Raw genomic sequence first — 22111 nt, 5'->3', positions numbered from 1 at the left:
TTAGCGTATGGAATAAGGAGGTTATTTATTTTGGGAAAAGCATTGATTATTGGCGCCGGTGGCGTGGCCAGCGTTGTGGTGCATAAATGTTGCCAAAACCCAGATGTATTTGAAGAAATTTGTATCGCAAGCAGAACTGTTGAGAAATGCGATGCGCTTAAAGAGAAGCTGGGTGGAGGTCGTACGAAGATCCAAACGGCTCAGCTTGATGCTGACAACACCGACATGGTCATTGACTTGATTCGAAGCTTTCAACCGGATGTAGTTATCAATGTGGCTCTCCCTTATCAGGATTTGACGATAATGGATGCTTGCCTTGAGACAGGTGTTCATTACGTTGATACGGCGAACTATGAACCGCCGGATACGCCGAAGTTTGAATACAGCTGGCAATGGGCCTACAAAGAAAGATTCGAAAAAGCAGGAATTACCGCTCTGCTGGGCAGCGGTTTTGATCCAGGCGTGACTGGAGTATTTACGGCTTATGCTCAAAAGCACTATTTTGATGAAATTCATACGATTGATATTGTGGATGCGAATGCAGGGGACCACGGATATCCTTTTGCAACTAATTTTAATCCGGAAATCAATATTCGTGAAATTACAGCGAAAGGCCGTTACTTTGAAAACGGAGAATGGATTGAAACTGAGCCACTTTCTGAGAAAAAAGTATACGATCTTCCTGAAATTGGACCGAAAAATATATATCTTTTGTACCATGAAGAACTGGAATCTCTTGCAGTGAATATTAAAGGCGTGAAAAAAATCCGCTTCTGGATGACGTTCTCGGACAATTATCTGAATCATTTGAACGTACTTCAAAACGTGGGCATGACTTCGATCGAGCCTATTGATTATGAAGGGCAACAAATCATTCCACTGCAATTCCTGAAAGCTATTTTGCCGGACCCGGCTTCTCTGGGACCAAGAACAAAAGGCAAAACAAACATTGGCTGCATCATCCAAGGCGTGAAAGATGGAAAGCCAAAAACCTATTATGTTTACAACGTTTGTGATCATGAAGAATGTTATGCAGAGGTTGGCTCCCAAGCCATTTCTTATACAACAGGTGTTCCTGCCATGATCGGTGCAATGCTTATCATCAAAGGTCTCTGGAAAAAGCCAGGCGTTTACAACGTTGAGGAATTCGATCCAGATCCATTCATGGAAGCACTAAATAAACACGGATTGCCATGGCAAGAGAACTTTTCGCCAACGTTGCTTGATTGAGGTCTGCGATGAATATTGATATTACCGGACTCCCATCACCTTGTTATCTTGTTGACGAAAGACTTCTTGTCAAAAACCTTGAGGTTTTGAATTCCGTACAAGAGCGTACAGGTTGCAGTATTCTGCTTGCTCTTAAGGGATTTTCGATGTTTTCGACCTTTCCTCTGGTTGGCAAATACTTAAAAGGCGTAACCTCCAGTTCGTTGTTCGAGGCAAGACTCGGTCGCGAAAAAATGGACAAGGAGGTTCACGTATACGCACCAGCTTATGTTGACAGTGAATTTGATGAGCTATTGGAGTATGTTGACCATATTGTTTTCAACTCCTTTGATCAACTGAAACGCTTCAAAAGCAGAGTGCAAGGCGTAACTTCCAAAAAAATCGATATCGGCATTCGAGTGAATCCGGAATATTCGGAAATCGAAACGCCGCTGTATGATCCTTGCTACAACAACTCCAGAATGGGTGTGACTCTAGCTAACTTTAGACCTGAGGATCTGGATGGCGTGGACGGTATTCATTTTCATACGATGTGTGAACAGAATTCAGATACGCTGGAGCGCACTATTAAAGTCGTGGATGAGAAATTCGGGCCATACATTAAGCAAATGAAATGGCTCAATTTTGGCGGCGGTCACCATATTACCAGAGAAGACTATGATCTGGACACACTGGTACGCTGTATCCAATATTTTCAGGATAAATACGGTGTGCAAGTTTATCTTGAGCCAGGCGAAGCTATCGCTCTGAACACCGGATATCTGGTTGCAACCGTATTGGATACGATGAAAAACGGAATGGACATTGCCATTCTGGATACTTCGGCTGAATGTCATATGCCTGATGTGCTGGCTATGCCTTACCGCCCGAATATCATTGGTGCTGGCAAGCCTGGTGAGTATGCACATACTTACAGACTTGGAGGGCTTACGTGCTTGGCTGGAGATGTGATTGGTGACTATTCCTTTAAAGAGCCATTGAAGCCGGGAGACAAGCTTGTATTCTGCGACATGGCCCATTACACGATGGTCAAAAACCACATGTTCAACGGAGTCAACCTGCCAGCCATCGCCAGCTACAATGACGAAGAAGGCATCAAGGTAATCCGTCAGTTCTCCTACGAGGACTTTAGCTCGCGTTTGTCATAGGAAATAAAGAGTGTAAATAACTAAGTATAATGTTTAAGCAATAAAAAGCCGCGCTCCTTGATGATAAGGACGCGGCTTTTGGCGTGCTAGAGATTTTTTGATTTGTACATGTGCCTTTAGTACAATCCAATACAATATCAGAAAATAGTGGATTTACCTTATAACCTCAGAAGAGAGTCTATAGTCAAAAACATGTTTTCCGGCTTCAAGCCCTAACGCAGTGACAGTTAGGTAGTAATCCTTACCTTTTTCAAGATCCGCATCTAGAGAATATTGACCGTTTTTAGACCGCTTAATCCTATTACCATTGCTATCGTAGAGGGTTAGCTCCATCCAGGAATCAGAAAATATGTCGCCTTGAATGGTAAACAGAACTTCGTTTGATCTGGAGACCATAATTTTATATACATCGTAGTTTTCAAAAGCTCCTTGTACTTTTTCTCCGAGAGTTCCAATGACAGCATCAGTTATAAAATAATAGTTAGCTTGCTCAAAACTATCATTTGGTTCCTGTTCATGGTACTCAAGTAGGGAGCTGATTTTTGCATCCTTTGCTACGGGTGAAGAGTCTGCTTCGGCGGCAAAAGTAGCACCCGCAGAGGTGCTTAGCATAAGTGTAAGACCTAATGAAGCTAATAACGTTTTTTTCATAAAATAAAACACCTCTCTTTTTAGGGTTTATATAATATTTTTTACAAAGTGATGGTTTTCCATAGCTACATTTGTCGTAAGACAATAGCTGTTCAAAGATGTAAAAACGTAGACCCTGTAAAAAAGATTACGTTGTTGATATGCTCCATTGGCTGTTTAGTTTATTTAATCGTAGAAAAAACTCTATAGTCGAACAATTGACCAACCTCAGGATTGGCTACCTCTACTAACAAGTAATAATCTTGTCCGGCTTCAAGATTTATACCTAAACGGTATTGACGATCTGCTGCACTTCTTTTGATACTTCCATTGCTGTCAGCCACACTAAGCATCATCCATGAATTAGGATATATTTCCCCTTGAATGTTAAATTCATAAAATCCAGACCGAGGGGCTGTAAACTTATAATAATCTGCAAAGTCATAGCCTATATTGCCTTCAGAAATGAATTTTCCGAAGTTCCCATAGATATCGACGCCACTTCCTACTGTTATTCCAGTGGCTTGATCAAACCAGTTATTAGGCTCAACGTCGGTATACCATGAAGATGAAAGCTGAATAGATTCCTTTTGTAATGCGGGTGCTGCTTCTTGAGCAGATGCAACAGCGGTGGATGTACTTAATAGAAGTGCTAGACCTAGTGTGGATATTATTGCCTTTTTCATTTTATAATCTCTTCCCTTCTTTTGTTTTGTGAGATTTATATGATATATATTGCTAATCCCATCCATTATTATATAGTGTATTCCAATAAATTGGAATAAAAATGTAATAATAAACAAGAATATATATATTTTTGTCACAATTATGAGTTTTTACAAATTTATTCACTAATCTTCGACATAGGAATTGACCGACTTGCTGTATACTATAAAATTCCGTCTTAATATGCTTTGATGAAAAGGGGTATCCTATCTAAGAAGTGTACAGAAGCTATGTTATACTCAATAATTGGAGGTGAAAAAATGTTTGACCCGACCGTTTTTGATAATTTAAAAGTGGCTATGGAAAATGCGGTTTACGATCTGGATAATCTGGATTCACGTATTAACATTACACAGCGAATCGATAGATTGGAGATGTCGGTAATGTCCCGTGAATTTGGCGTACAGTTCAGCCTGAGAGAACAGCCGGGTGTGACGGCAGAGCTTCAACTAAAGATGGATTTAAACAACCTGGCTGCAGAAATATTGGAAATGGAAGATCAAACTCCGGGATGTAGCTTGTTGCTGTATTTTGATATGAAGATTCGAGAGATTGTGACACAATGCAGCCGGATTGAAAATATACTGACCGACATTTGGAAGCCCGAACTTCGACCAGTACAAACGTTAAGTCAGATTTACGGAGAGAAGACGTCTACATACCAAAACAGGATTGAACTCCGATTTTCCAGGCAAATTAACGAAGATCAGATGGAGGATATTTCAGAGTTGTTGGAACACGTGTTGCTGACGCTTATGGAATTAAACAAGGTCTAACCCCCTCTTTCTCTTAATGAAAGACAGGCTGTTGTCGTTGGGGGGATGTAGAGGTAAAGGAGCTAGGGATATATGATAAATGAACACGATTTTTCTGAAATATATGCGATTATGGAATCTTCTTTTCCAGCATCAGAATGCAGGACATTTGAGGCTCAAAAGGCTTTATTGAAGCATCCTAGCTATCGTATTATCACTGAAAAAAATGAGCAGGGAAATATAGTCGCTTTTTTGGCGGGCTGGGAATTTGAACATTTTCGGTTTGTAGAGCATATCGCGGTAGATTCCCGTATACGAGGTGGCGGATTAGGCAAAAAGCTTATGGGTAGATTTATATCACAGTCTGACCAACCGGTAGTGCTGGAGGTTGAGCCTCCAGTGGATGGATGGTCACGGAGAAGAATTGGTTTTTACGAACGAATGGGATTCCATCTGAACCATTTTGAATATGTACAGCCCCCTCTAAGAGAAGGACAGACGGATCTGCGGCTTCAAATTATGAGCTATCCAGGTGCGCTGTCTGAACAGGAATTTACTCCGTTTAAAGAGATTTTATATACCGAGGTTTATGGGCTTAAATAAGAGACTAGACAGTAGTAGATAAAAGTAAAAGGCTCTGCTTGTTCCGTATAGATACGGGAGCGGAGCCTTTGCTCTAAAAAGCTAGAGGTGCTTCATTATCATTAATGTTTTGTCCATATCATCACAAATTCCTTCTCATCAGTTTCAGCATCCACAGATTCCTCTTGTATCGCAAATCCATTTTTAGTATAAAAGTTAAATGCTTTCGTGTTGGACTGGTACACTTTTAGCTGAATCTCATCATGCTGCTTCTTAACCCAATCTAATAGTAATTTGCCATAGCCTTTTCTTTGAGAATCAACCCGTATAAACAGAGCAGCCAAGTATCCGTCCATCATGGAAATGAAGCCGCCGATCGTATGGTCATCTTGTATGATAACGTAGTTCTGAGCGAGGGGAAGGTACTTGTTCTCCATCTCGGCAGCTTTAGATGTCCAATACTCCCGAGCAATAAAATGGTGGGCTTCTACGGAAGCGTCCAGCCAAATGGCTACCAGTTCTTTCAACTCTTCTACTTTCGCAGGTCTAATTGACATTGTAACGCCTCTTTTCACATTATGTAATCTTATCTATATTAAGTATGATACTGAAATAAAAAAGACCGTCCGTAGACGGTCTTTTTACCCGTGGCGCTTAATTAAAGCCTTGATCCGTATCCCGCGCCTCCGTCAACTCTGCAAATTAGAGAATAACGGACCGGGTAAGGGATACGCTCAACATATGATTATTGATGTTGACGCACCTCCTTTCCTGATGCGTTCATCTTACCATATCTGGTTGGTGATATCCAGTGATTTTCTTATATTTACTAGCATTATTCATAGAAAATATAATATAAATCGGCTTGCTTTTAAGCTCTATTCAAGATATAATTTTAATTACGGCGATTAAAGTATCGCCATCAATACATAGTATGCGGTCGTGGCGGAATTGGCAGACGCGCACGGTTCAGGTCCGTGTGGGCTAACCCCCCGTGGAGGTTCGAGTCCTCTCGACCGCATTATACCTAACAATTACAGGTTCTTGGATTGGCTGAATGCCTCCAAGAGCCTGTTTTTATATGGTTAAGATGCGTGCTATTAAACAGCCATTTTATTTATGCTGGAATATATATTTAATATAATCTTTTGCACTCTGGTTAACGTCTTCATCACTTGCTTGAAACGAGGCTCCGAAGACAGCGAAATAGGGTAATGTTACGGCGCCCACATGTACTGCGCTTGCTTTAAAAGGGGCTATAACTTCATCTACCGTAAATGTAACGGAACCCGTAGATAAGTAGTTTTCTTTTTTATCGCCAATCGACATGGCGATCCCTAGCTTCTTTCCTTTTAACTTATCACCTTTTGAACCATAAGCCCATCCATGGGCAAAAACATCATCAAACCACTTTTTTAATAGAGGAGGGTAACTATACCAGTATAAAGGGAACTGAAATATGATATTGCTGTGTGCTTCAAGTAACTTTTGTTCTTTCAAAACATCAATTTTCCAGTTGGGATACTCTTTATAAATTTCATGAATTGTAATTTCATTGGAATATCGAAGTAATTCTTGTTTCCATCTTTGATTTACTCTGGAATTTTCAATATTCGGGTGTGCTAAAATTACGAGAGTCTTCATCATCAATCACCTTTCTTACATCGCATCATTTGCTTTTTGTGGATACGTATTATTATTCTGTAGGCTATAAAAAATGTAAATACACACAATAAAGTAATATAGTTACTTGAAAGTGTGCGTGGTACTTAGAGTGAAGATATGTGATTATAAAATGAATTCGATAAACTTAGTTATTTTAGTCTTGAAGAGGTGGTCGTATGAAACAATATAATTTAGGCATAGAAGCAACACTGGAGATCATCGGAGGTAAGTGGAAATCCTTAATCATATGCTTATTAATGTCTGGTAGAAAGAGGACCAGTGAATTACAGCGTAGTATTGCAGGCATTTCTCAAAAGGTTCTTATACAGCAACTTCGTGAACTTGAGAAGGATGGGATCATAGGCAGACATGTGTATAATCAAATGCCTCCAAAAGTGGAGTACTATATAACGGAATATGGAATTACAGCAAATGAAATTATTGATTTAATGTGTACCTGGGGAAGGACTAATATCAAAATAAGACAAGAGAAAGGAGAAGATGTGATATTGCTAGAAAATAAGTCCAAATGAATATTGGAGTTAAAGAGCGCTGTAGACTATGATGTTTACGGCGATTTTCTTTTTGGCGTAGAGTCGCAGTTCGGGGATATCTGTGTCATAGTATTTGATCACTTACCTTCAAGACTATGTTATATGTTGAGCCATAAGCTGATTTGTAATATAGTTATGACTGGACAACCATTCCATCAATATTAAATGAATGCCAAAGTAGGGGGACCCTTGCAATGATTATTAAACCGAAAATTCGTGGTTTCATATGTACGACTGCGCATCCTGCAGGATGTGCGGCTCACGTTAATCGTCAAATCGACTACATCAAAGACAGCACGGCATTACAAGGAGCTAAAAAGGTACTTGTGATCGGAGCATCCACAGGTTATGGACTGGCTTCCCGCATTGCTGCGAGCTTCGGTATGGGAGCTGACACCGTAGGAGTATCCTTTGAACGTCCTGCTTCAGAGGGACGCACGGCTTCGGCAGGCTGGTACAATACAGTGGCCTTTGAAAGAGCAGCCAGAGCGGATGGCTACATAGCGGAGAGCATTAATGGAGATGCTTTTTCCCATGAAATTAAGCAGGAGACATTGAAGTTGGTTAAGGAAAAGCTCGGTAAGGTAGGCCTGATCGTGTATAGTGTCGCTTCACCACGGCGGACCCACCCAGATACAGGAGAGACCTTCAATTCCGTTCTCAAGCCCATTGGACAGCCGTTTACGAATAAAACGGTGAATACGAACACAGGTGTTGTGTCGGAAATTACGCTTGAACCAGCAACGCAGGAGGAGATTGATAACACCATCACGGTCATGGGTGGCGAGGATTGGTCCCTGTGGTTAAAAGCGTTGGAAGAAGCCGACCTGCTGGCTGAAGGGGTAACCACACTGGCTTACTCGTATATTGGTCCTGAGATTACGGAGGCTATTTATCGTAAAGGAACCATTGGCCAAGCTAAAAATGATTTGGAAGCCACAGCACATACGTTAACAAAGCAACTGGAGCGTTATCGTGGGAAGGCCTACGTTTCAGTGAATAAAGCTTTGGTTACACAATCCAGTTCGGCTATACCTGTTGTGCCTCTGTATATTTCCTTACTGTTTAAGGTCATGAAAGAAAAGGGACTGCACGAGGGTTGTATTGAGCAGGCGCAACGTCTGTTCGAGGCATTATACAGTGGGTCCACTGTGGAAACAGACGATGAAGGACGCATTCGTCTGGACAACTGGGAAATGAGAGAGGATGTGCAGCAAGCTGTTAAAGCGGCTTGGTCTGAGATCACTACCGAAAACGTATCCGAACTGGGTGATCTTGAGCAATATCGTCTGGATTTCCTTCAATTGTTTGGATTCGGTTTTGATGAAATTGATTATGAATTGGACGTTGATCCAGAAGTTCACACAACTTAGGTGAAAATGTGCTAAACCAAAAACGGGTACTCTCAAGCTGCAAATGGCTTGTGAGGCCCGTTTTTTATGTATGCAGTCAAATTAAAATGGTCTGGCTTTCAACAGAATTCATTGAGAATTGGACGTAGAAAGCGACTTTCGGTGCAGCAAGCGAAAAACGGCAATGGTAATGATAATCCCTGCAATGCCAAAAACCGTGACAGAAGTCAGTGCACGATAAGCTTGCCAGCCGAACAAAAAAGCAACCCCACTGCCAAACGTTGTACCTGCCAGTAAACCGAGCGCACAGGCAATATCTGTTCCAAATTTCATAATCTTGTTCCTTTCGAATGGTTGAATTGAATCGTAACTTGTACGTTTTTTCTGGACTTGTACCCACACTTGTGCGTACAATTAAATAGTAATCGTTTTTCAAACGGAATCTATTATTAGTATGGATCATTCTTGTACAAATTATTCCTTTTTCAGGAGGCTGATGAAATGAATATGAATGAGCAGATTAAGCTGTGGAACGAAGAGGCGCAGGCTAGTAACACTGATCATCCTCACCGAAAGGTTGAATTGTTTATCGAGGTACGGGATGGAGCACTTGAATCCATTGCTTCTTATTTGAATCAACAGAATTATAAGCATGTTACTCTAGTAGAGGATGAGCATACTTCAGCGGCAGCAGGGAAGAAAGTAGCTGATTTAATCCGTGAAGCAGGTTTGACAGTTGATGTAGTTCGGCTGCCTCCGAATGCGGTAGGGGATGTTATTGCTGATGAAACTTATATCATGAAGGTTTTGCTGGGTGTGGCGGATCAAAGTCAGGCTGTGCTTGCTGTAGGGTCAGGTACGATTCATGATCTGGTTCGCTTTGTGTGCTATAAAATGAATCGTCCGTTCTTGTCAGTCCCAACGGCTGCATCTGTAGATGGTTTTACCTCAGCTGGGGCCCCATTAATCGTGGATGGCAGCAAGCAGACGTTCCAAGCCGTTCCGCCGGAGGCGATCTTCGCTGACTTGTCCGTACTGGCAAATGCCCCTCAAGTGATGACTGCCGCGGGTTTTGGCGATATGCTCGGTAAGTTTACCTCATTAGCGGACTGGCATGTGTCCAGAGATTTAAGAAACGAGCCGTATTCACCTGTAGCTAATCGAATTACCGAGGAGGCTTTACGTGCTTGTGTAGAGCATGTCGATGAGATCGCGGCCGGCAGTAAGGCAGGGGTCGAGGTGTTGATGAATGCGCTGATTGCATCCGGTATTTCGATGTTGATGATTGATCATTCCCGTCCTGCCTCAGGGGGAGAGCATCATATTTCTCACCGAATTGAAATGGATTTTATTGCAGAGGGGCGCAAGCAAGTTTTGCATGGTGCCAAGGTGGGCGTTGCCTCCGCTTTGCTGTCTGACATGTATAGGGAATTGGCTGCCGATCAGGATGTGGAGGCATTTGAAGTATATCGGACTTTGCCTACATCGGAACAGATGCGTGCATGGCTAGCTCAGGTGGGAGGTCCGTCTACCATTGCCGAGCTGGGGGTTACACAGGAACAACTTGCTCGTGCTTTGCGCACGGCACATACTTTGCGTGATCGCTATACCGGACTCAAGTATATGAATGAACATCTGTTGCTTCGTTCATAATGTGCTGCACCACACCAGAGTTCTTTATACATTCAGTCTAAGCATGAGAAAGGGATTGGTGAATGGGTTTACGCCTCCGGCACCTATACAACGATATTATGCTCCTGTAACACTTGTATGTACAAATGAATGCTATGCTATAATTGTGGAATACGAATAGGTACATGATATGGCAAGTACGGAGGACATTATGGCGCCCAAATATATACAAGTTAAACAGGAGATTTTATCATGGATTCATTCATCTAGACTGGAGCCGCAAAGCCAGCTTCCTTCTGAACATGAAATGTCTGAACAATTTGCAGTTAGTCGGCAAACGGTGCGTCAGGCGCTGGGTGAGCTGGTACAGGAAGGTTGGCTGCTTCGCATACAGGGCAAAGGAACCTTTGTCGCGGTACGGGATCATAAGCAGCCTGAAAATCCAAGGACGATTGGAGTTGTGACAACTTATATATCGGATTATATTTTTCCATCCATTGTACAGGGAATTGAATCCAAGCTAAGCCGGCAGGGCTACAAGCTGCTGTTATCAAGCACAGGCAATGACCCTGAACAAGAACGTCAGTGCTTGGAAATGCTGCTGAGTCAACCACTGAGCGGAATTATTATTGAGCCGACCAAAAGCGGGGAACGTAATCCCAATTTGAACTATTATTTAACCGTGGAGAATCGCCAAATCCCTTATTTAATGATCAATGCGCGTTATGAGGAGATGGATGCACCTTGTTTGCGTTTGGATGATGAAAAGGGTGGTTTTTTGGCGGCAGAGCATTTGATCAAGCTGGGGCACCGGCGATTGGCCGGATTTTTCAAAACCGATGATATGCAAGGAATTCTGCGGATGAAGGGATTTGTAGCCGCTCACCGTAAATATGGAGTGACGTTACATCCAAACGCAGTAACGACGTACCGGACTGAAGAAAAAAATGAGCTTCCGTTACAACGCGCATCACAGCTGTTGGCGATGGAGACAAGGGAACGTCCGACCGGATGGGTGACCTATAATGATGAATTGGCGGTGCGGCTGCTGGATATTGTACGTTCGGCGGGCCTCAGTATTCCCCAGGATCTGTCACTGGTTGGGTTTGATGATTCATTTTTGGCGACAGCCACGGAAGTCAAACTTACAACCATTCGGCACCCCAAGGAAGAATTGGGGTTACGTGCCGCCGATACCATGCTATCGATGATTGAAGAAAAGGGGTATCGTGAAGAAGAGCGTCAGTGGATTATACCTCCAGAGTTAATTGTACGCGAATCCACGGGGCCAGCTTAGGAAATATTTAGTGAATTTTAAGTTGATGGTATGTTACTGGATACACGGAGCAGCCTGTTTTCTGGATTGCAGAAAAGGGGCTGTTTTTCTATACATTTTGAAAATGTGTACATAAATCTGTCAAAAAGATATATAAAAAGGTTGATTGAGTTGTACGTACAAGTGTGCGGTGAGAGTGGTGCCAGAAATGCAGGTAAGAAGAGTGACCTATGTATGTTAGAAACATTAAATAAGGACGTTTGGGAGGTCAACTGGCAGCCATGGCTATGGGAGCTGAAATTGGGGCGGAGGATATGACAATCGCCGAAACAGCACGTCATATGGCACGTATGCGTGATGAGAGCTTCAAGCCAATCCCTGAGAATGTGGACATCTATAATAAGCTCTATGAGGAATACAGCCGTCTTCACGACTACTTTGGATGTGGGGGCAACCCGATTATGAAAAGGCTGAAGGCCACCAAGGCAGAAGCTGGACGTTCAACTGAAGCGGCAAGCACTCATTCCTAAGAAGTTACAAATTATAAGCAAGAAGCATTTAAATTTTGCTATCTAAAAAGCACAGTACGCCAGAATCGGCAGACTGTGCTTTTTTGCTTTTATATTCTGTAAATCACATGATGTGAAAGCCTTATGCATGAAAGATGGTAATGCGTTCCTTTCAAAGACTTTCATGAAAATTTCAATCGTTTCGTTTTAAAGGACATTGTTACTTTTTCAGCATGGCATCAGCAAACAAAATGGATTTTGGAATACGGAAAAACTGTTCCGCCTGATCCTGGAAGGTTTGTGAAGGAACGGTACCCTGATGCAACCATTTCCGAAATGTACCCGGGTGAACGCCAATCCAATGACTGACATCAGTCACCGAAATATCATGTACCATGCACAAACCCGCCAAAATCCGGTTTTTAACTGGAGAACGAGTTACAGTCCGTTTCATGAAACGGGACGGTGATGGTTGACAAATGAGCGGTGAACGCCGGACAACCTCTTCATTAAATAGAATATGGTGCGGATAACCAAGTGTATTACACGTCTTTTCCAGATTAGTGTTGCCGGGAATGCGACCTTCATATACCCACGCGCTGACGCTGCGAGAGGAGATGGAAAGCTCCTCGGCAAGTTGGGACAGTTTAATGTCATTAGCCATCAAAACGGCAAGCAAAACGCGATTGCGTACTTGACAGCGTGTTGGTTTGCGAAAACGTTTGACACGCACGCCTTTTCCCAAATATTTGCGATTGATCAGAGACCACGCCTGAATGGAATGTTTGTCTTGTTGTTTAGGCATATACCCTCCGATTTTTTTTAAACACATACTACTATACCCGAAGGGGGCTTTGCAAGTGACTCTTCTCCTGATTTTCTTTTAATCCCATGGGCTTAACCGGTTTATGGAAAATAAGGTCCATTTGGCCTATAAAAATGGAAGTTTAAGGTGTTGATATATTAAAATGTGACATTTTTTATGGAAATGGAGGTAATATGTTCTTCTCTTATGATTGTAAGGTTGTACAGAGAGAAAAGTGGGTTTTTACAGCCCAACATGCAATTTTTTTGACGAGAAAAAGGGAGGTTATACAGCTAGATGATTTGTAAAAAGGTAATGGTATGGTTTCTGACGGCACTTTTGGCAACGAATACTTTGCTGTGCTTGCCTAGTGTGGCAGGAGCAGAAAAACAAGATTTAAAGGACAGAATGGAAGTGAATCAAGCAGATTTGGTACAGAAGGAACAGGGGCTCACGAATGAAACAGTTTCTTTTGAGCCGCCAACTTCTGCGACAAACAGCGTGTATAACGCACTCATGATGAGTTTGGCAGCGGTGGAGTATACGTCAATCGTTATCGACCCTGGAGAAAGTTATGAATTTCAGAATACAGATACAGTTAGTAAATCTATATACAGCAACGCTTCTCAATCTAAAGGCATTCTGTACGATAGTGTAAGTTACAAAGAGGACGGAGATATTAGCACTGTCCATATGGACTATGGAATAAGCCCCATTGGTGTTCCTGGGGGAGGCACAGCGTTTATTGCGAATACAGGAACAGCAGCATTAACCGTAAAAGTAACAGACGTCTTCACCTACAGTACATCGGAGGACCCAGCATTAGAGCGAGTTACGCTCTCTAAGAATGAAAGCTACCGAGTTGTGAATGAAGGATGGACAGCCCGTTCCATTCAGCATGATGGGTCAAATACAGACAATCGCCGTTTTGATTACGCAAAATACAAGGCAGACGGAACTTTATCCGCATCTGATCTTAATAGCATTGCTCATCCCTCTTTGGGTGATGGCGAGGAACTGATTATTACAGGTTCCACTGCCAATGCGGTGACCTTCGGATTTCCTTACGGCAAATACAGTATAGAAAGCACCGGCGAGCCGGCTTATGCGCGGGTTATCCTAAATCAGGGGGAAAGCTACCAGTTTATCAATGTGGGAACCCGATTGGATACGGTGGAAAGTGACGGTACATCTAAAGATAAACTTGACTATGTTGTTTATCTGGCAAACGGAACAGAGGCTTCACGCGGCAGCAGCACTACGGCAAAGCCGCAGATTGCTGTGGACAGATATGCGGTAATTACCCAGGTCACTGCAAATCCAGTTACATACGGGGCCCCTTATCGCAATTTTATTGCCCGCCCTGTGGGTGGTGATGCAATCAGCCGTGTGGAGCTTGAGGTAGGCAAGAGCTACATTTTCCACAATAATGGTACGCTAATGAATCCGATCTACAATAACTCCAGAAAGGTAGGAAGCTTGTTCGACTATGTTATTTACAAGCCGGATGGAACGGTAAATTCCTCTGGTTTTAACAGCCAGTCCATGATCCCGCCTTCGGGATATGCCATTGTGACTGTGATCGGTCCGAGTCCTATTATCTTTGACTATACAGATGATTTTTCCTGGGAAACGAGTTTCTTGCGGGTAACACTTTCGAAAGGTGAAAGTTATGCTTTTACCAATGTTAGTGATCATTTGAGGAATCTGCACAGCACAGCCAAAACCGTTAAAGGAAAATTTGATGTGGTCCTGTATAAAGCAGATGGTACAGATCAATCCAGGCGTAGTACTGGGAACTCAACCTTTTTGGTTGGAGCAGGTAAAAAGGCCAGCGTGACGGTAACCAGTGATACGCCAATCACGTTTGGTGGTATCTATCGGAGCTTTAAGGCCAGCGGAGATGATGATGGTATCGGGAAAACGACATTGGAGCCGGGAGATTCATATGAGTTCCGTAATCATGACAGTCAATCGAATTCATTGCGGCATGACAAAAGCAGTGGCAATGCACGCTTTGATGCTGCAAGTTATAAAGTACTTCGATTACTGACATCAGATCATTTCAACAATACAGTGGATCCAGAGATTGTCGCTGGCGGTAAAGCCATTGTCACCAATGTATCCGATCGGCCAATAACCTTTACCTATAGCAATAAGGTGGAGGCTTTGCTCAGCGGGCAGGCAGCCTTCCATCGAATTACATTGAAACGCGGTGAAAGCCGAAAATTTATAAACGTTAGCACTTTGGACAAAGCCCTGGACGTCATTTCAGTCAGCGGTATGAAATGGAATTACATTATTTATAAGGCAGATGGGACTGTATACAGCCAAGCTAATGATACGACTCAATTACCATTAGTTCAGGCTGGTGGTTACGCCATTGTAACGACTGTTTCTGATGTGCCAGTTACTTATGGAGCTGTATTAGGAATATTCGATGTTGAGGCTGCCGATGTGCCAACAGTCAATCAGGTTACCATCAAGCAGGGAGAAAGCTATGTATTCCATAATACTGGCTCACAGGCTTCCTCATTAACCACAGATGCTTTAGACACAAGCCGTCTCTATGACTATGCCATGTATGGAGAAGGTAGCGGTGTGAATTCCAAGGTGGATAGAACAGGTATGAGTGTTTCTTTACCTGAAATCTCACTTGGAGCAGGAGGTACGCTTGTTGTAACCGTCACTTCGCCGCAAACTGTAACCATTCATTTCAACAATGACATTAAAGCAGATCCAAGCACAGAACCAGCATTATTAAAAACGTCTTTGTCTGGCGGCAAGCAAGAAGTATGGATCAATCACGGGGGCCAGGAAGTACCTGTTTTGACGAATGCGAAAGCAACGGGTGGAATATATCAGTTCTTTGTTGCAGATCGTGCTGGAAAAGTGATTAGAGAACATAAAGAGGCGACAGACAATCAGCAACAAGTACCAGCTAACGCAAATATTCATCTTACCGTAGCAGCAACTACTCCTGCTGTTAACTTTGGAGCACCTTATCGTGTATTTGCTGTAAAAAATAACGATGACAGCAAGCTGGATGAGCTCATTGAACTCATAGAAAAGGAAGCTGACTTTACAGCAGGTCAGCAAGGGAAATATCGTTTTACACCCAAAGAAGACGGGATTTACCGTTTCGCGGTGAAGGAGGAATCCAACTTTGCTGCGCAGCAGCCCATATGGCGCTTGGCAAGGACACTTCATATGAATACGGCAAAGGAAACCGACTGAATAAAGTTATTTTATTCACCGGTGACCAAATTCAATTGGATTATGATTTAAACGGAAACGTCATTAAACGGACAAAAAAGGTATTTCCTTTTACAGATTAAAAGGATGCTCTTGGCTTCGAAAAAATATAACAGATCATTAGATGTATAGGCATTATTAATAGGGGGGAGCGAGTGTTTAAACGTTATATTTGTAGTCTACTATGTGTGCTGATGTTGCTGGGTCCATGGAGCACATGGGGATATGGAGAAGAAGGGCAGAGGGAGGCAGCAGCTTCTCAGTCTTCTACGTCTTCTACGTCTTCTACTCCACAGATTATTACCAGAGCATGGCTTGCACAGCAAACAGGTAAGGGTCAGGCGTGGGTCAATGCACAGTTATCCAAAGGCTATACTTTATATGATATTTATAAAGCATGGCAAAAAGATGGTGGAGAAAACTCATTGCCAGAACAAAGTCCAAGCTTGTGGGTACAGCAGAATGGACTGACATTGAGTACAAATGCAAAGGTGGAGCCGTCCGATGAGTCGGCTGCGCTGAAGGAGGGTGAAAAGCCCGCTCAGGTCACCCAGGATGAAAAGCTAACTCAACATCCACTAGATAAGGAAGAGGGTAAAGCGCCGGCTCCAGACACGACTGAGATGGATATCCCATCTATACCCCGAGTAAATGATTCCGTATATGCTCCGACTCCAGGAGAAAACGGACTAATCGGGCAGGATTTACTTAAACAGAGTTTGTTTCAGGTATCTGCTACAACAGATGTGTATGCTCCTTTTGATCAGGTGGCGATTGCACAAAGCAGGTTGAGTGATGATACGTCGCGTTATGGAATGGATTATGGTGACAACAGTGTGTCCACCGCTTCAGGACAGCTCGTTGTTCAAAATACGGATTTGGTACTGCCGGGGTCATTGCCCTTTGCACTGACTCGTGTGTATAACAGTTCATTGGCAAGTAACCAGCTTGGTGTGCAGCAAAATGAAGGGTTGTATACAAACACAAGTGCGATCCGCGAGGAAGAAGCAGCTTCTGGTCTGGGGAGAGGCTGGAAATGGGATCTTCCTCATATACAGAAACAGGATGGTAAACGGTATTTATATATTCCGGGAACAGGCTCCTATGAACTGCGAGATGATTTGCAGCTAGAAGGATATGCATACAAAGATCTGAAGATCAGTACAGATCAAAGCGCAAGTGTGCAGGGAGTAAGCAGTGCATACAAAATAGCAGTACTGAATGGAAACGACTATTATCTCGATCAGGACGGTTATTTGATTTTGATCCAGGATGCGTATAAGAATCGAGTAGAATTTGATTATACAAGTTCTGGTGGAGCAAAGCTTATTCGTTCGATTCGAAACAATGATGGCAAAGAGCTTGATTTCACTTACAATGCTGGACAGCTTGTTGTTAAAGAGCAGGGCACGGACCATCAGTATACCTATCGACAAAGTAGTGAGGGAAGCAGCAAGGTGCTGTCAGAAGTATTGGATTCTCTTTCCCGAAGCACAAGCTATGCGTATACATTCATGGATGCTCCTTTTAATGTGGTCATAGATGGTGAAGGAAAGACTGGAGCCCTAAAGCCCAATGAAACCGCGTTGCTTACACGAATTGTACGACCTACTTCATCGATCACAGACATTCGCTATGAAGCCTATAACAAGCAGATAGGCGTGTACGGTACACAAGGCGTGTTCAAGGTGGCTTCACGCGCTGATATGTACAGTACAACTGCCGGCGATCGTTTTTTAAATAAAATTGATTTCGCGTATTCCGGAGAAGATCTAGCCAGTTATGGCAAAAATGCTGAGTGGACGGTGGTTGCCAAAGGGACGCGTACAACAGAAACCTTCCATTTTGGTAAAGTCTTTAGAGGAGATAACACACCAGACAAGCTTGTTCTTAACCGCTATGATCAAGAGGGTGATTCTACCGGCTATCATATAAATTACACATATAATGATGCCATGGACTGGAATTTGCCTGTGCAAATGCAAGAGTCGTATACGGAGGGAGGTTCTTCGTCAGAACCTGTAACCACCTCCTATGACTACAATGAATATGGTCTTCCACTAAAAGTATCCCAAAGTACCGGATTGGAGACTGTTCATACGTATAAAACCTCTAGTGAGCCTTTTTTCTGGGTTCAACCTACCCAGACGGTTACTAAAATAAGTGAAGGAAAAACTGGAACGACAGTTCGAACCTATAAAGCAGAGGGCGCATTGTATGAACTGAAAAACTATGAAGGTACAGAGCAAGGGAAACTTTTATCACATACCTATACTTTTTACAATGCAAAAGGGAATGTAAGCGGTCAGAAAGTTCTCATAGATGACAGAAACTATACAGATGTTTCTATTGATTATAAGTCGCCATATGGATCACAGCTTCCAACAAGGCAGCTTTTGCCTAAAGGTGTTGAGTATACGTATGACTACTATCCGACTGGAGAAATCAAGTCCCAAACAGATGCCAAGCGCAAAACAGAGTCCTATGTATATGACGCTTTGGGACGTGTAACGAAGGTTACTTATCCAGATGGAACTCAAACCGTCGTGGTGTACAAGGATGATGCGAATGATGTCACTGTCACAGGACCCGATGGTGTCAGCGTCGAAAGATTGTATAATCCGTTCGGGCAGATGCTTCAGCAGCAAGTGGGTGATGCAATCTATGGTTATGGTTATGATGAGCATGGAGATTTGATAGAAAGCACGGATGCCGAACAAGCAACCACTCGCTATGCCTATGATGCCTTTGGACGACCTGTGAAGACGACCTATGCGGATGGAACAACAGATACTGTGACGTATAACGCGGCGGATCGTTCTGTCACTCAGACGGATGCGTCCGGTTATCGTGTGCGTGAAGTATCAGATGCTTTAGGTCGTGTGACTTCCACACAAGAAGATAAAAATGGATCATTTCAGCCGCTGGAATCGTTAGCTTATAATTATGCGGGTATGGTTACTAGCCGGACAGACGGTAATGGTCAACGCACGCTCTATGATTACGATGCTCTGGGACAAATGACCTCGGTTACCGAGCCATCCGGACAGCAGGTCAGCTATATGTATGATCTGGCCGGAAATTTGAAGACCGTTCAGTATCCTGATGGGCAGAAGAATGTGTATTCGTATGATGAGTTGGGCAGACGTACGTTACTTGAGAAATCAAGCGGAGGAACTACGTTAAATATTTACGATACGGATGGAACCGTCTCCCGTATGTTGACAGGAAAATCGGAGGCCATTACCTTTCAATATAACGCTGACGGATTAGTTACCGAAGCGGCAGGTCCTGATTTTAAAACCAATTACACCTATGATAGCGCAGGACGAAGAAAAAGCATGACAGATGGTCAGGGAACGACCACCTATACCTATGATCCAGCAGATGGGTCGTTGACTGGGCTGAAGTATCCTGATGGTACGCACATCAGCTATGAATACAACAAGCAGTCTCGTACAGGCTATGTGCTAACAGATGCTGCTGGCACGTCTATGCATGTTCAATCCAAGCTGGACAGTGTGGGCCAAGTTACTCAAATGGACATTAGCGCCGGGGCTGGTATAGCAAATGTGCAAAGCTTGGGAGAAGCGAGTGCTGCTGCGGGCGGATCATTGGATCATATGACATTTGAGTATGCTCCGAATGGGTTGCTGAAAAGTCAGTCTTCAAGCAGAGGATTGAATACGCGATTCAGCTACAACGGACTGGATTTATCCGGGGTTACGGTAGAACAAGGCGGTACGGCGCTGCACCAATTTGGTTATGAGCGGGATGGGAATAAAAACATCATCGGACGTACACAAAACGGAACAACAGACCAGTTTGGATATGACCCGTCAAACCGTATTGCCAGCGAAGCCGCTGGTGAAAAGAATAAGACCTATGGCTACGATCCGAATGGAAACCGAAGTGCTGAAGGCAGTGGCAAAGTGTTCGGCATGAAAAATGCTGAATATACGTATGATTCTGCCAGCCGTCTGACAAAGGTGAGCGGTGAAGGCAAAGAGGTAGGTTACAGCTATAACGGAGACGGTCTACTGTACGAGCGTACAGAGGGCGGCAAAACGACTCGGTATTACTATGACGAAGAAGCGAAGCTGATTGCGGAGGCCGAAGTCCAAGGTGGAACAGCCAAGATCACCTACGCTTACGTATATGACTTGTCCGGTCAACTGTGGGCTAGACAGGACAAGGCAAGCGGACAGTTGCAATATTATCAGCTGAACGGTCACGGTGATGTGGTAGGCTTAAGTGATAGTTCGGGGAAGGAACTGAATAGCTACAGCTACGATATCTGGGGCGGCCCGGAGAAGGTCAAAGAGACCGTTCCGAATGTGCTGCGTTATGCTGGTGAGTATTGGGATGATACGACCGGGCTACTGTACCTACGGGCTCGCTGGTATGATCCGGGTACAGCCCGTTTTATGGGCGAGGATACGTATCAGGGAGAGATAAACGAGCCGTTGAGTTTGAATGGATATACGTATGTAGCCAATAATCCGCTGATCTGTTTTTTACGAGGTGAACTTAAAGACGTAGGAATCAGCAATAAATCGGCATGAAAGATCACCTTCGGAATTACATTTGCGTGCTGATTGACTCATTTAATCAAGATATCGTAGGTCACAAATAAGGATGAGCTTTGGTTTTCCGTGCTTCTAAGTCAGATTCAGTGATTCCATACAAACCGAGGTAGGGAATTTAAAATTGAAAAAGAAGGATGAATTTCTTAAGACCTCTAAAATCATCGACGATTCGATCGGCTTGAAGGGTTGCCTTATGACAACGTGGTGGTTGAAGCCGCTATAAATCTATGAGAAAGGTGTTTATCTACCAAATGGACTTATATGGTCTTCATCACTAGAACTAGAGTTATACGATTACGTTAGCTAGGGCCTGTACGCAAACTGCACAACTCGTAAAAATCTAGTGAAATAAGGAATATGAGACGAAGATATGAGTTAACAGATGAAGAATGGAATATCCTTGAACCCTGCTGCCCCCGGCCTGAAAAAAACAAGGAGAACGTCCGCCCAAAGATCGACGTCAGATGCTGAATGCCGTGCTATGGGTTGCTCGAAGCGGAGCGCCATGGCGAGATTGACCCAGTACGTATGGTCCTTGGTCTTCCGCCTATAGTTTTTTCTGGTGGTTGCAAAAGGCGAATATTTGGAATGAAATCATTATGAAGCATGTCGCCATCGAACCGATTGGGAGCAAGTGCTGATCGATGCCACCATCGTCCGCGTCCATCAGCATGGAGCGGGCGCAAAAGGGGGCAGGATCGGCAAGCCATCGGACGTTCGCGTGGAGGATTAACCACCAAAACTCATGCGATGGTGGATGCGCTTGGTTATCCGCTGCGTTTCGAATTGACGCCGGGACAAGACCACGATTCGGTCACGGGCTATCGCCTTCTTCATGAACTGGACAACTGGACGTTTGCCCGAGAGAAGTGTTAGCAGATCGCGCCTACGATACTAATGCCATTTTGGAGCTTTTGCAAAGCCGAGCCATTACTCCTGTGATCCCATGCAAACGCAATCGGCGGGTGAAGCGTCCGCTAGATTCGGAGGCGTATAAAGAAAGACACTTAGTTGGTATTATCCCCTTCTAGTAGACAAGAGAGAAAAGGCATCTGGTAAGATGGATTTAATCTTGTTGAACGGAGGGGATTTTTCGTGGCTAAAAAGGGACAATCATTCCGGCAATACTCCTTAGATGTGAAGAAGGAGGCAGTCCGGTTGGTGAACGAAGAACATATGAGTATTCGTGAAGTGACGAAACACATAGACATTCGTAATAAATCCCAAGTGCAAAGCTGGGGGATGAAATATTGAGCGGGGGAGAACTTCCAGCCAACGACCACAAGGCAGGGACGACCCAAAACGAAATTTTCCAGTATGGAAGAAGAGATGGCGTATCTACGGGCGGAGATTGAATATTTAAAAAAGCAGTATCCAAATCTACACAAGGAGTGACGAGGAAA

Annotated in this window: 19 protein-coding genes, 1 tRNA gene and 1 pseudogene; 15 read left to right on the top strand and 6 right to left on the bottom strand. The window is 43.6% G+C overall.

Translation table 11 applies throughout. From position 1 onward, the window contains the following. Positions 1-30 precede the first annotated feature (30 nt). Together G9G57_RS19205 and nspC are read left to right on the top strand one after the other, a co-directional pair. Complete coding sequence (locus tag G9G57_RS19205; RefSeq protein ID WP_013370430.1) at positions 31-1230, top strand: saccharopine dehydrogenase family protein; 1200 nt, start codon at positions 31-33, stop codon at positions 1228-1230. 8 nt (positions 1231-1238) lie between these two features. Next, positions 1239-2378, top strand: coding sequence for a carboxynorspermidine decarboxylase (gene nspC / locus G9G57_RS19200; protein ID WP_016819677.1), 1140 nt, complete (start codon positions 1239-1241; stop codon positions 2376-2378). Between the two features lie 153 nt (positions 2379-2531). On the opposite strand, the gene G9G57_RS19195 is transcribed toward nspC, so the two are convergent. Both G9G57_RS19195 and G9G57_RS19190 read right to left on the bottom strand, forming a co-directional pair. Then, positions 2532-3029, bottom strand: a complete 498-nt coding sequence (locus G9G57_RS19195) for a hypothetical protein (RefSeq protein ID WP_044785472.1) — start codon at positions 3027-3029, stop codon at positions 2532-2534. Positions 3030-3190: 161 nt separating this feature from the next. After that, positions 3191-3694 carry a hypothetical protein gene (locus G9G57_RS19190; RefSeq protein WP_107734342.1) on the bottom strand — a complete coding sequence of 168 codons (504 nt, stop codon included), beginning with the start codon at positions 3692-3694 and terminating at the stop codon, positions 3191-3193. A 300-nt stretch (positions 3695-3994) separates the two neighbouring features. Between G9G57_RS19190 and G9G57_RS19185 the strand changes: the two genes are divergently transcribed. Together G9G57_RS19185 and G9G57_RS19180 are read left to right on the top strand one after the other, a co-directional pair. Then, positions 3995-4510, top strand: coding sequence for a hypothetical protein (locus G9G57_RS19185; RefSeq protein ID WP_164965416.1), 516 nt, complete (start codon positions 3995-3997; stop codon positions 4508-4510). 72 nt (positions 4511-4582) lie between these two features. Continuing rightward, positions 4583-5092, top strand: a complete 510-nt coding sequence (locus G9G57_RS19180) for a GNAT family N-acetyltransferase (protein ID WP_164965415.1) — start codon at positions 4583-4585, stop codon at positions 5090-5092. A 101-nt stretch (positions 5093-5193) separates the two neighbouring features. On the opposite strand, the gene G9G57_RS19175 is transcribed toward G9G57_RS19180, so the two are convergent. Beyond that, complete coding sequence (locus G9G57_RS19175) at positions 5194-5628, bottom strand: N-acetyltransferase (RefSeq protein ID WP_123797062.1); 435 nt, start codon at positions 5626-5628, stop codon at positions 5194-5196. Positions 5629-6007: 379 nt separating this feature from the next. Between G9G57_RS19175 and G9G57_RS19170 the strand changes: the two genes are divergently transcribed. After that, a tRNA-Leu gene (locus G9G57_RS19170) sits at positions 6008-6092 on the top strand. Positions 6093-6184: 92 nt separating this feature from the next. Here G9G57_RS19170 and G9G57_RS19165 read toward each other — a convergent pair. Next, entirely contained in the window at positions 6185-6715 is a 531-nt protein-coding gene (locus G9G57_RS19165; protein ID WP_164965462.1) for an NAD(P)H-dependent oxidoreductase, read from the bottom strand. 197 nt (positions 6716-6912) lie between these two features. Here G9G57_RS19165 and G9G57_RS19160 point away from each other — a divergent pair, with 197 nt between their 5' ends. Together G9G57_RS19160 and fabV are read left to right on the top strand one after the other, a co-directional pair. Then, positions 6913-7269: a winged helix-turn-helix transcriptional regulator gene (locus G9G57_RS19160; RefSeq protein ID WP_017425873.1), complete on the top strand. Its 357-nt coding sequence runs from the start codon at positions 6913-6915 to the stop codon at positions 7267-7269. Positions 7270-7484: 215 nt separating this feature from the next. Further along, positions 7485-8663: an enoyl-ACP reductase FabV gene (gene fabV, locus G9G57_RS19155; protein ID WP_164965414.1), complete on the top strand. Its 1179-nt coding sequence runs from the start codon at positions 7485-7487 to the stop codon at positions 8661-8663. 108 nt (positions 8664-8771) lie between these two features. Here fabV and G9G57_RS19150 read toward each other — a convergent pair whose 3' ends face one another. Continuing rightward, the gene (locus tag G9G57_RS19150) at positions 8772-8975 is read right to left on the bottom strand and encodes a hypothetical protein (protein WP_016819686.1); all 204 of its coding nucleotides are present in this window, start codon (positions 8973-8975) and stop codon (positions 8772-8774) included. Positions 8976-9143: 168 nt separating this feature from the next. Between G9G57_RS19150 and G9G57_RS19145 the strand changes: the two genes are divergently transcribed. The 3 genes from G9G57_RS19145 to G9G57_RS19135 all read left to right on the top strand — a co-directional run bounded on the left by G9G57_RS19145 (position 9144) and on the right by G9G57_RS19135 (position 12080). Continuing rightward, positions 9144-10295, top strand: coding sequence for a sn-glycerol-1-phosphate dehydrogenase (locus tag G9G57_RS19145; RefSeq protein ID WP_164965413.1), 1152 nt, complete (start codon positions 9144-9146; stop codon positions 10293-10295). 190 nt (positions 10296-10485) lie between these two features. Then, positions 10486-11571 carry a GntR family transcriptional regulator gene (locus G9G57_RS19140; RefSeq protein ID WP_123797069.1) on the top strand — a complete coding sequence of 362 codons (1086 nt, stop codon included), beginning with the start codon at positions 10486-10488 and terminating at the stop codon, positions 11569-11571. 260 nt (positions 11572-11831) lie between these two features. Beyond that, the gene (locus tag G9G57_RS19135; RefSeq protein WP_238799322.1) at positions 11832-12080 is read left to right on the top strand and encodes a hypothetical protein; all 249 of its coding nucleotides are present in this window, start codon (positions 11832-11834) and stop codon (positions 12078-12080) included. Positions 12081-12279: 199 nt separating this feature from the next. On the opposite strand, the gene G9G57_RS19130 is transcribed toward G9G57_RS19135, so the two are convergent. Then, on the bottom strand, positions 12280-12864 hold the full coding sequence (locus G9G57_RS19130; protein ID WP_013370447.1) for a helix-turn-helix domain-containing protein: 585 nt from the start codon (positions 12862-12864) through the stop codon (positions 12280-12282). Positions 12865-13161: 297 nt separating this feature from the next. Between G9G57_RS19130 and G9G57_RS19125 the strand changes: the two genes are divergently transcribed. The 5 genes and pseudogenes from G9G57_RS19125 (at position 13162) to G9G57_RS25975 (ending at position 21962) form a co-directional block, all read left to right on the top strand. Then, positions 13162-16101 carry a hypothetical protein gene (locus tag G9G57_RS19125; RefSeq protein ID WP_164965412.1) on the top strand — a complete coding sequence of 980 codons (2940 nt, stop codon included), beginning with the start codon at positions 13162-13164 and terminating at the stop codon, positions 16099-16101. A 173-nt stretch (positions 16102-16274) separates the two neighbouring features. Then, positions 16275-20684 carry an RHS repeat-associated core domain-containing protein gene (locus tag G9G57_RS19120; protein WP_238799321.1) on the top strand — a complete coding sequence of 1470 codons (4410 nt, stop codon included), beginning with the start codon at positions 16275-16277 and terminating at the stop codon, positions 20682-20684. A gap of 467 nt (positions 20685-21151) precedes the next feature. Beyond that, a pseudogene (locus G9G57_RS26445) lies at positions 21152-21226 on the top strand (hypothetical protein); the annotation flags it as partial. An 88-nt stretch (positions 21227-21314) separates the two neighbouring features. Further along, complete coding sequence (locus G9G57_RS19110; protein ID WP_164965411.1) at positions 21315-21584, top strand: transposase; 270 nt, start codon at positions 21315-21317, stop codon at positions 21582-21584. 219 nt (positions 21585-21803) lie between these two features. Beyond that, the gene (locus G9G57_RS25975) at positions 21804-21962 is read left to right on the top strand and encodes a hypothetical protein (protein WP_238799320.1); all 159 of its coding nucleotides are present in this window, start codon (positions 21804-21806) and stop codon (positions 21960-21962) included. The last annotated feature ends 149 nt before the right edge of the window (positions 21963-22111 follow it).

The sequence above is a fragment of the Paenibacillus sp. EKM211P genome (genome assembly GCF_011066175.1).
Lineage (GTDB): Bacteria > Bacillota > Bacilli > Paenibacillales > Paenibacillaceae > Paenibacillus > Paenibacillus polymyxa.
Note: the sequence above shows the minus strand (reverse complement) of the source record. Positions and strands in the feature narration are given on the sequence as shown.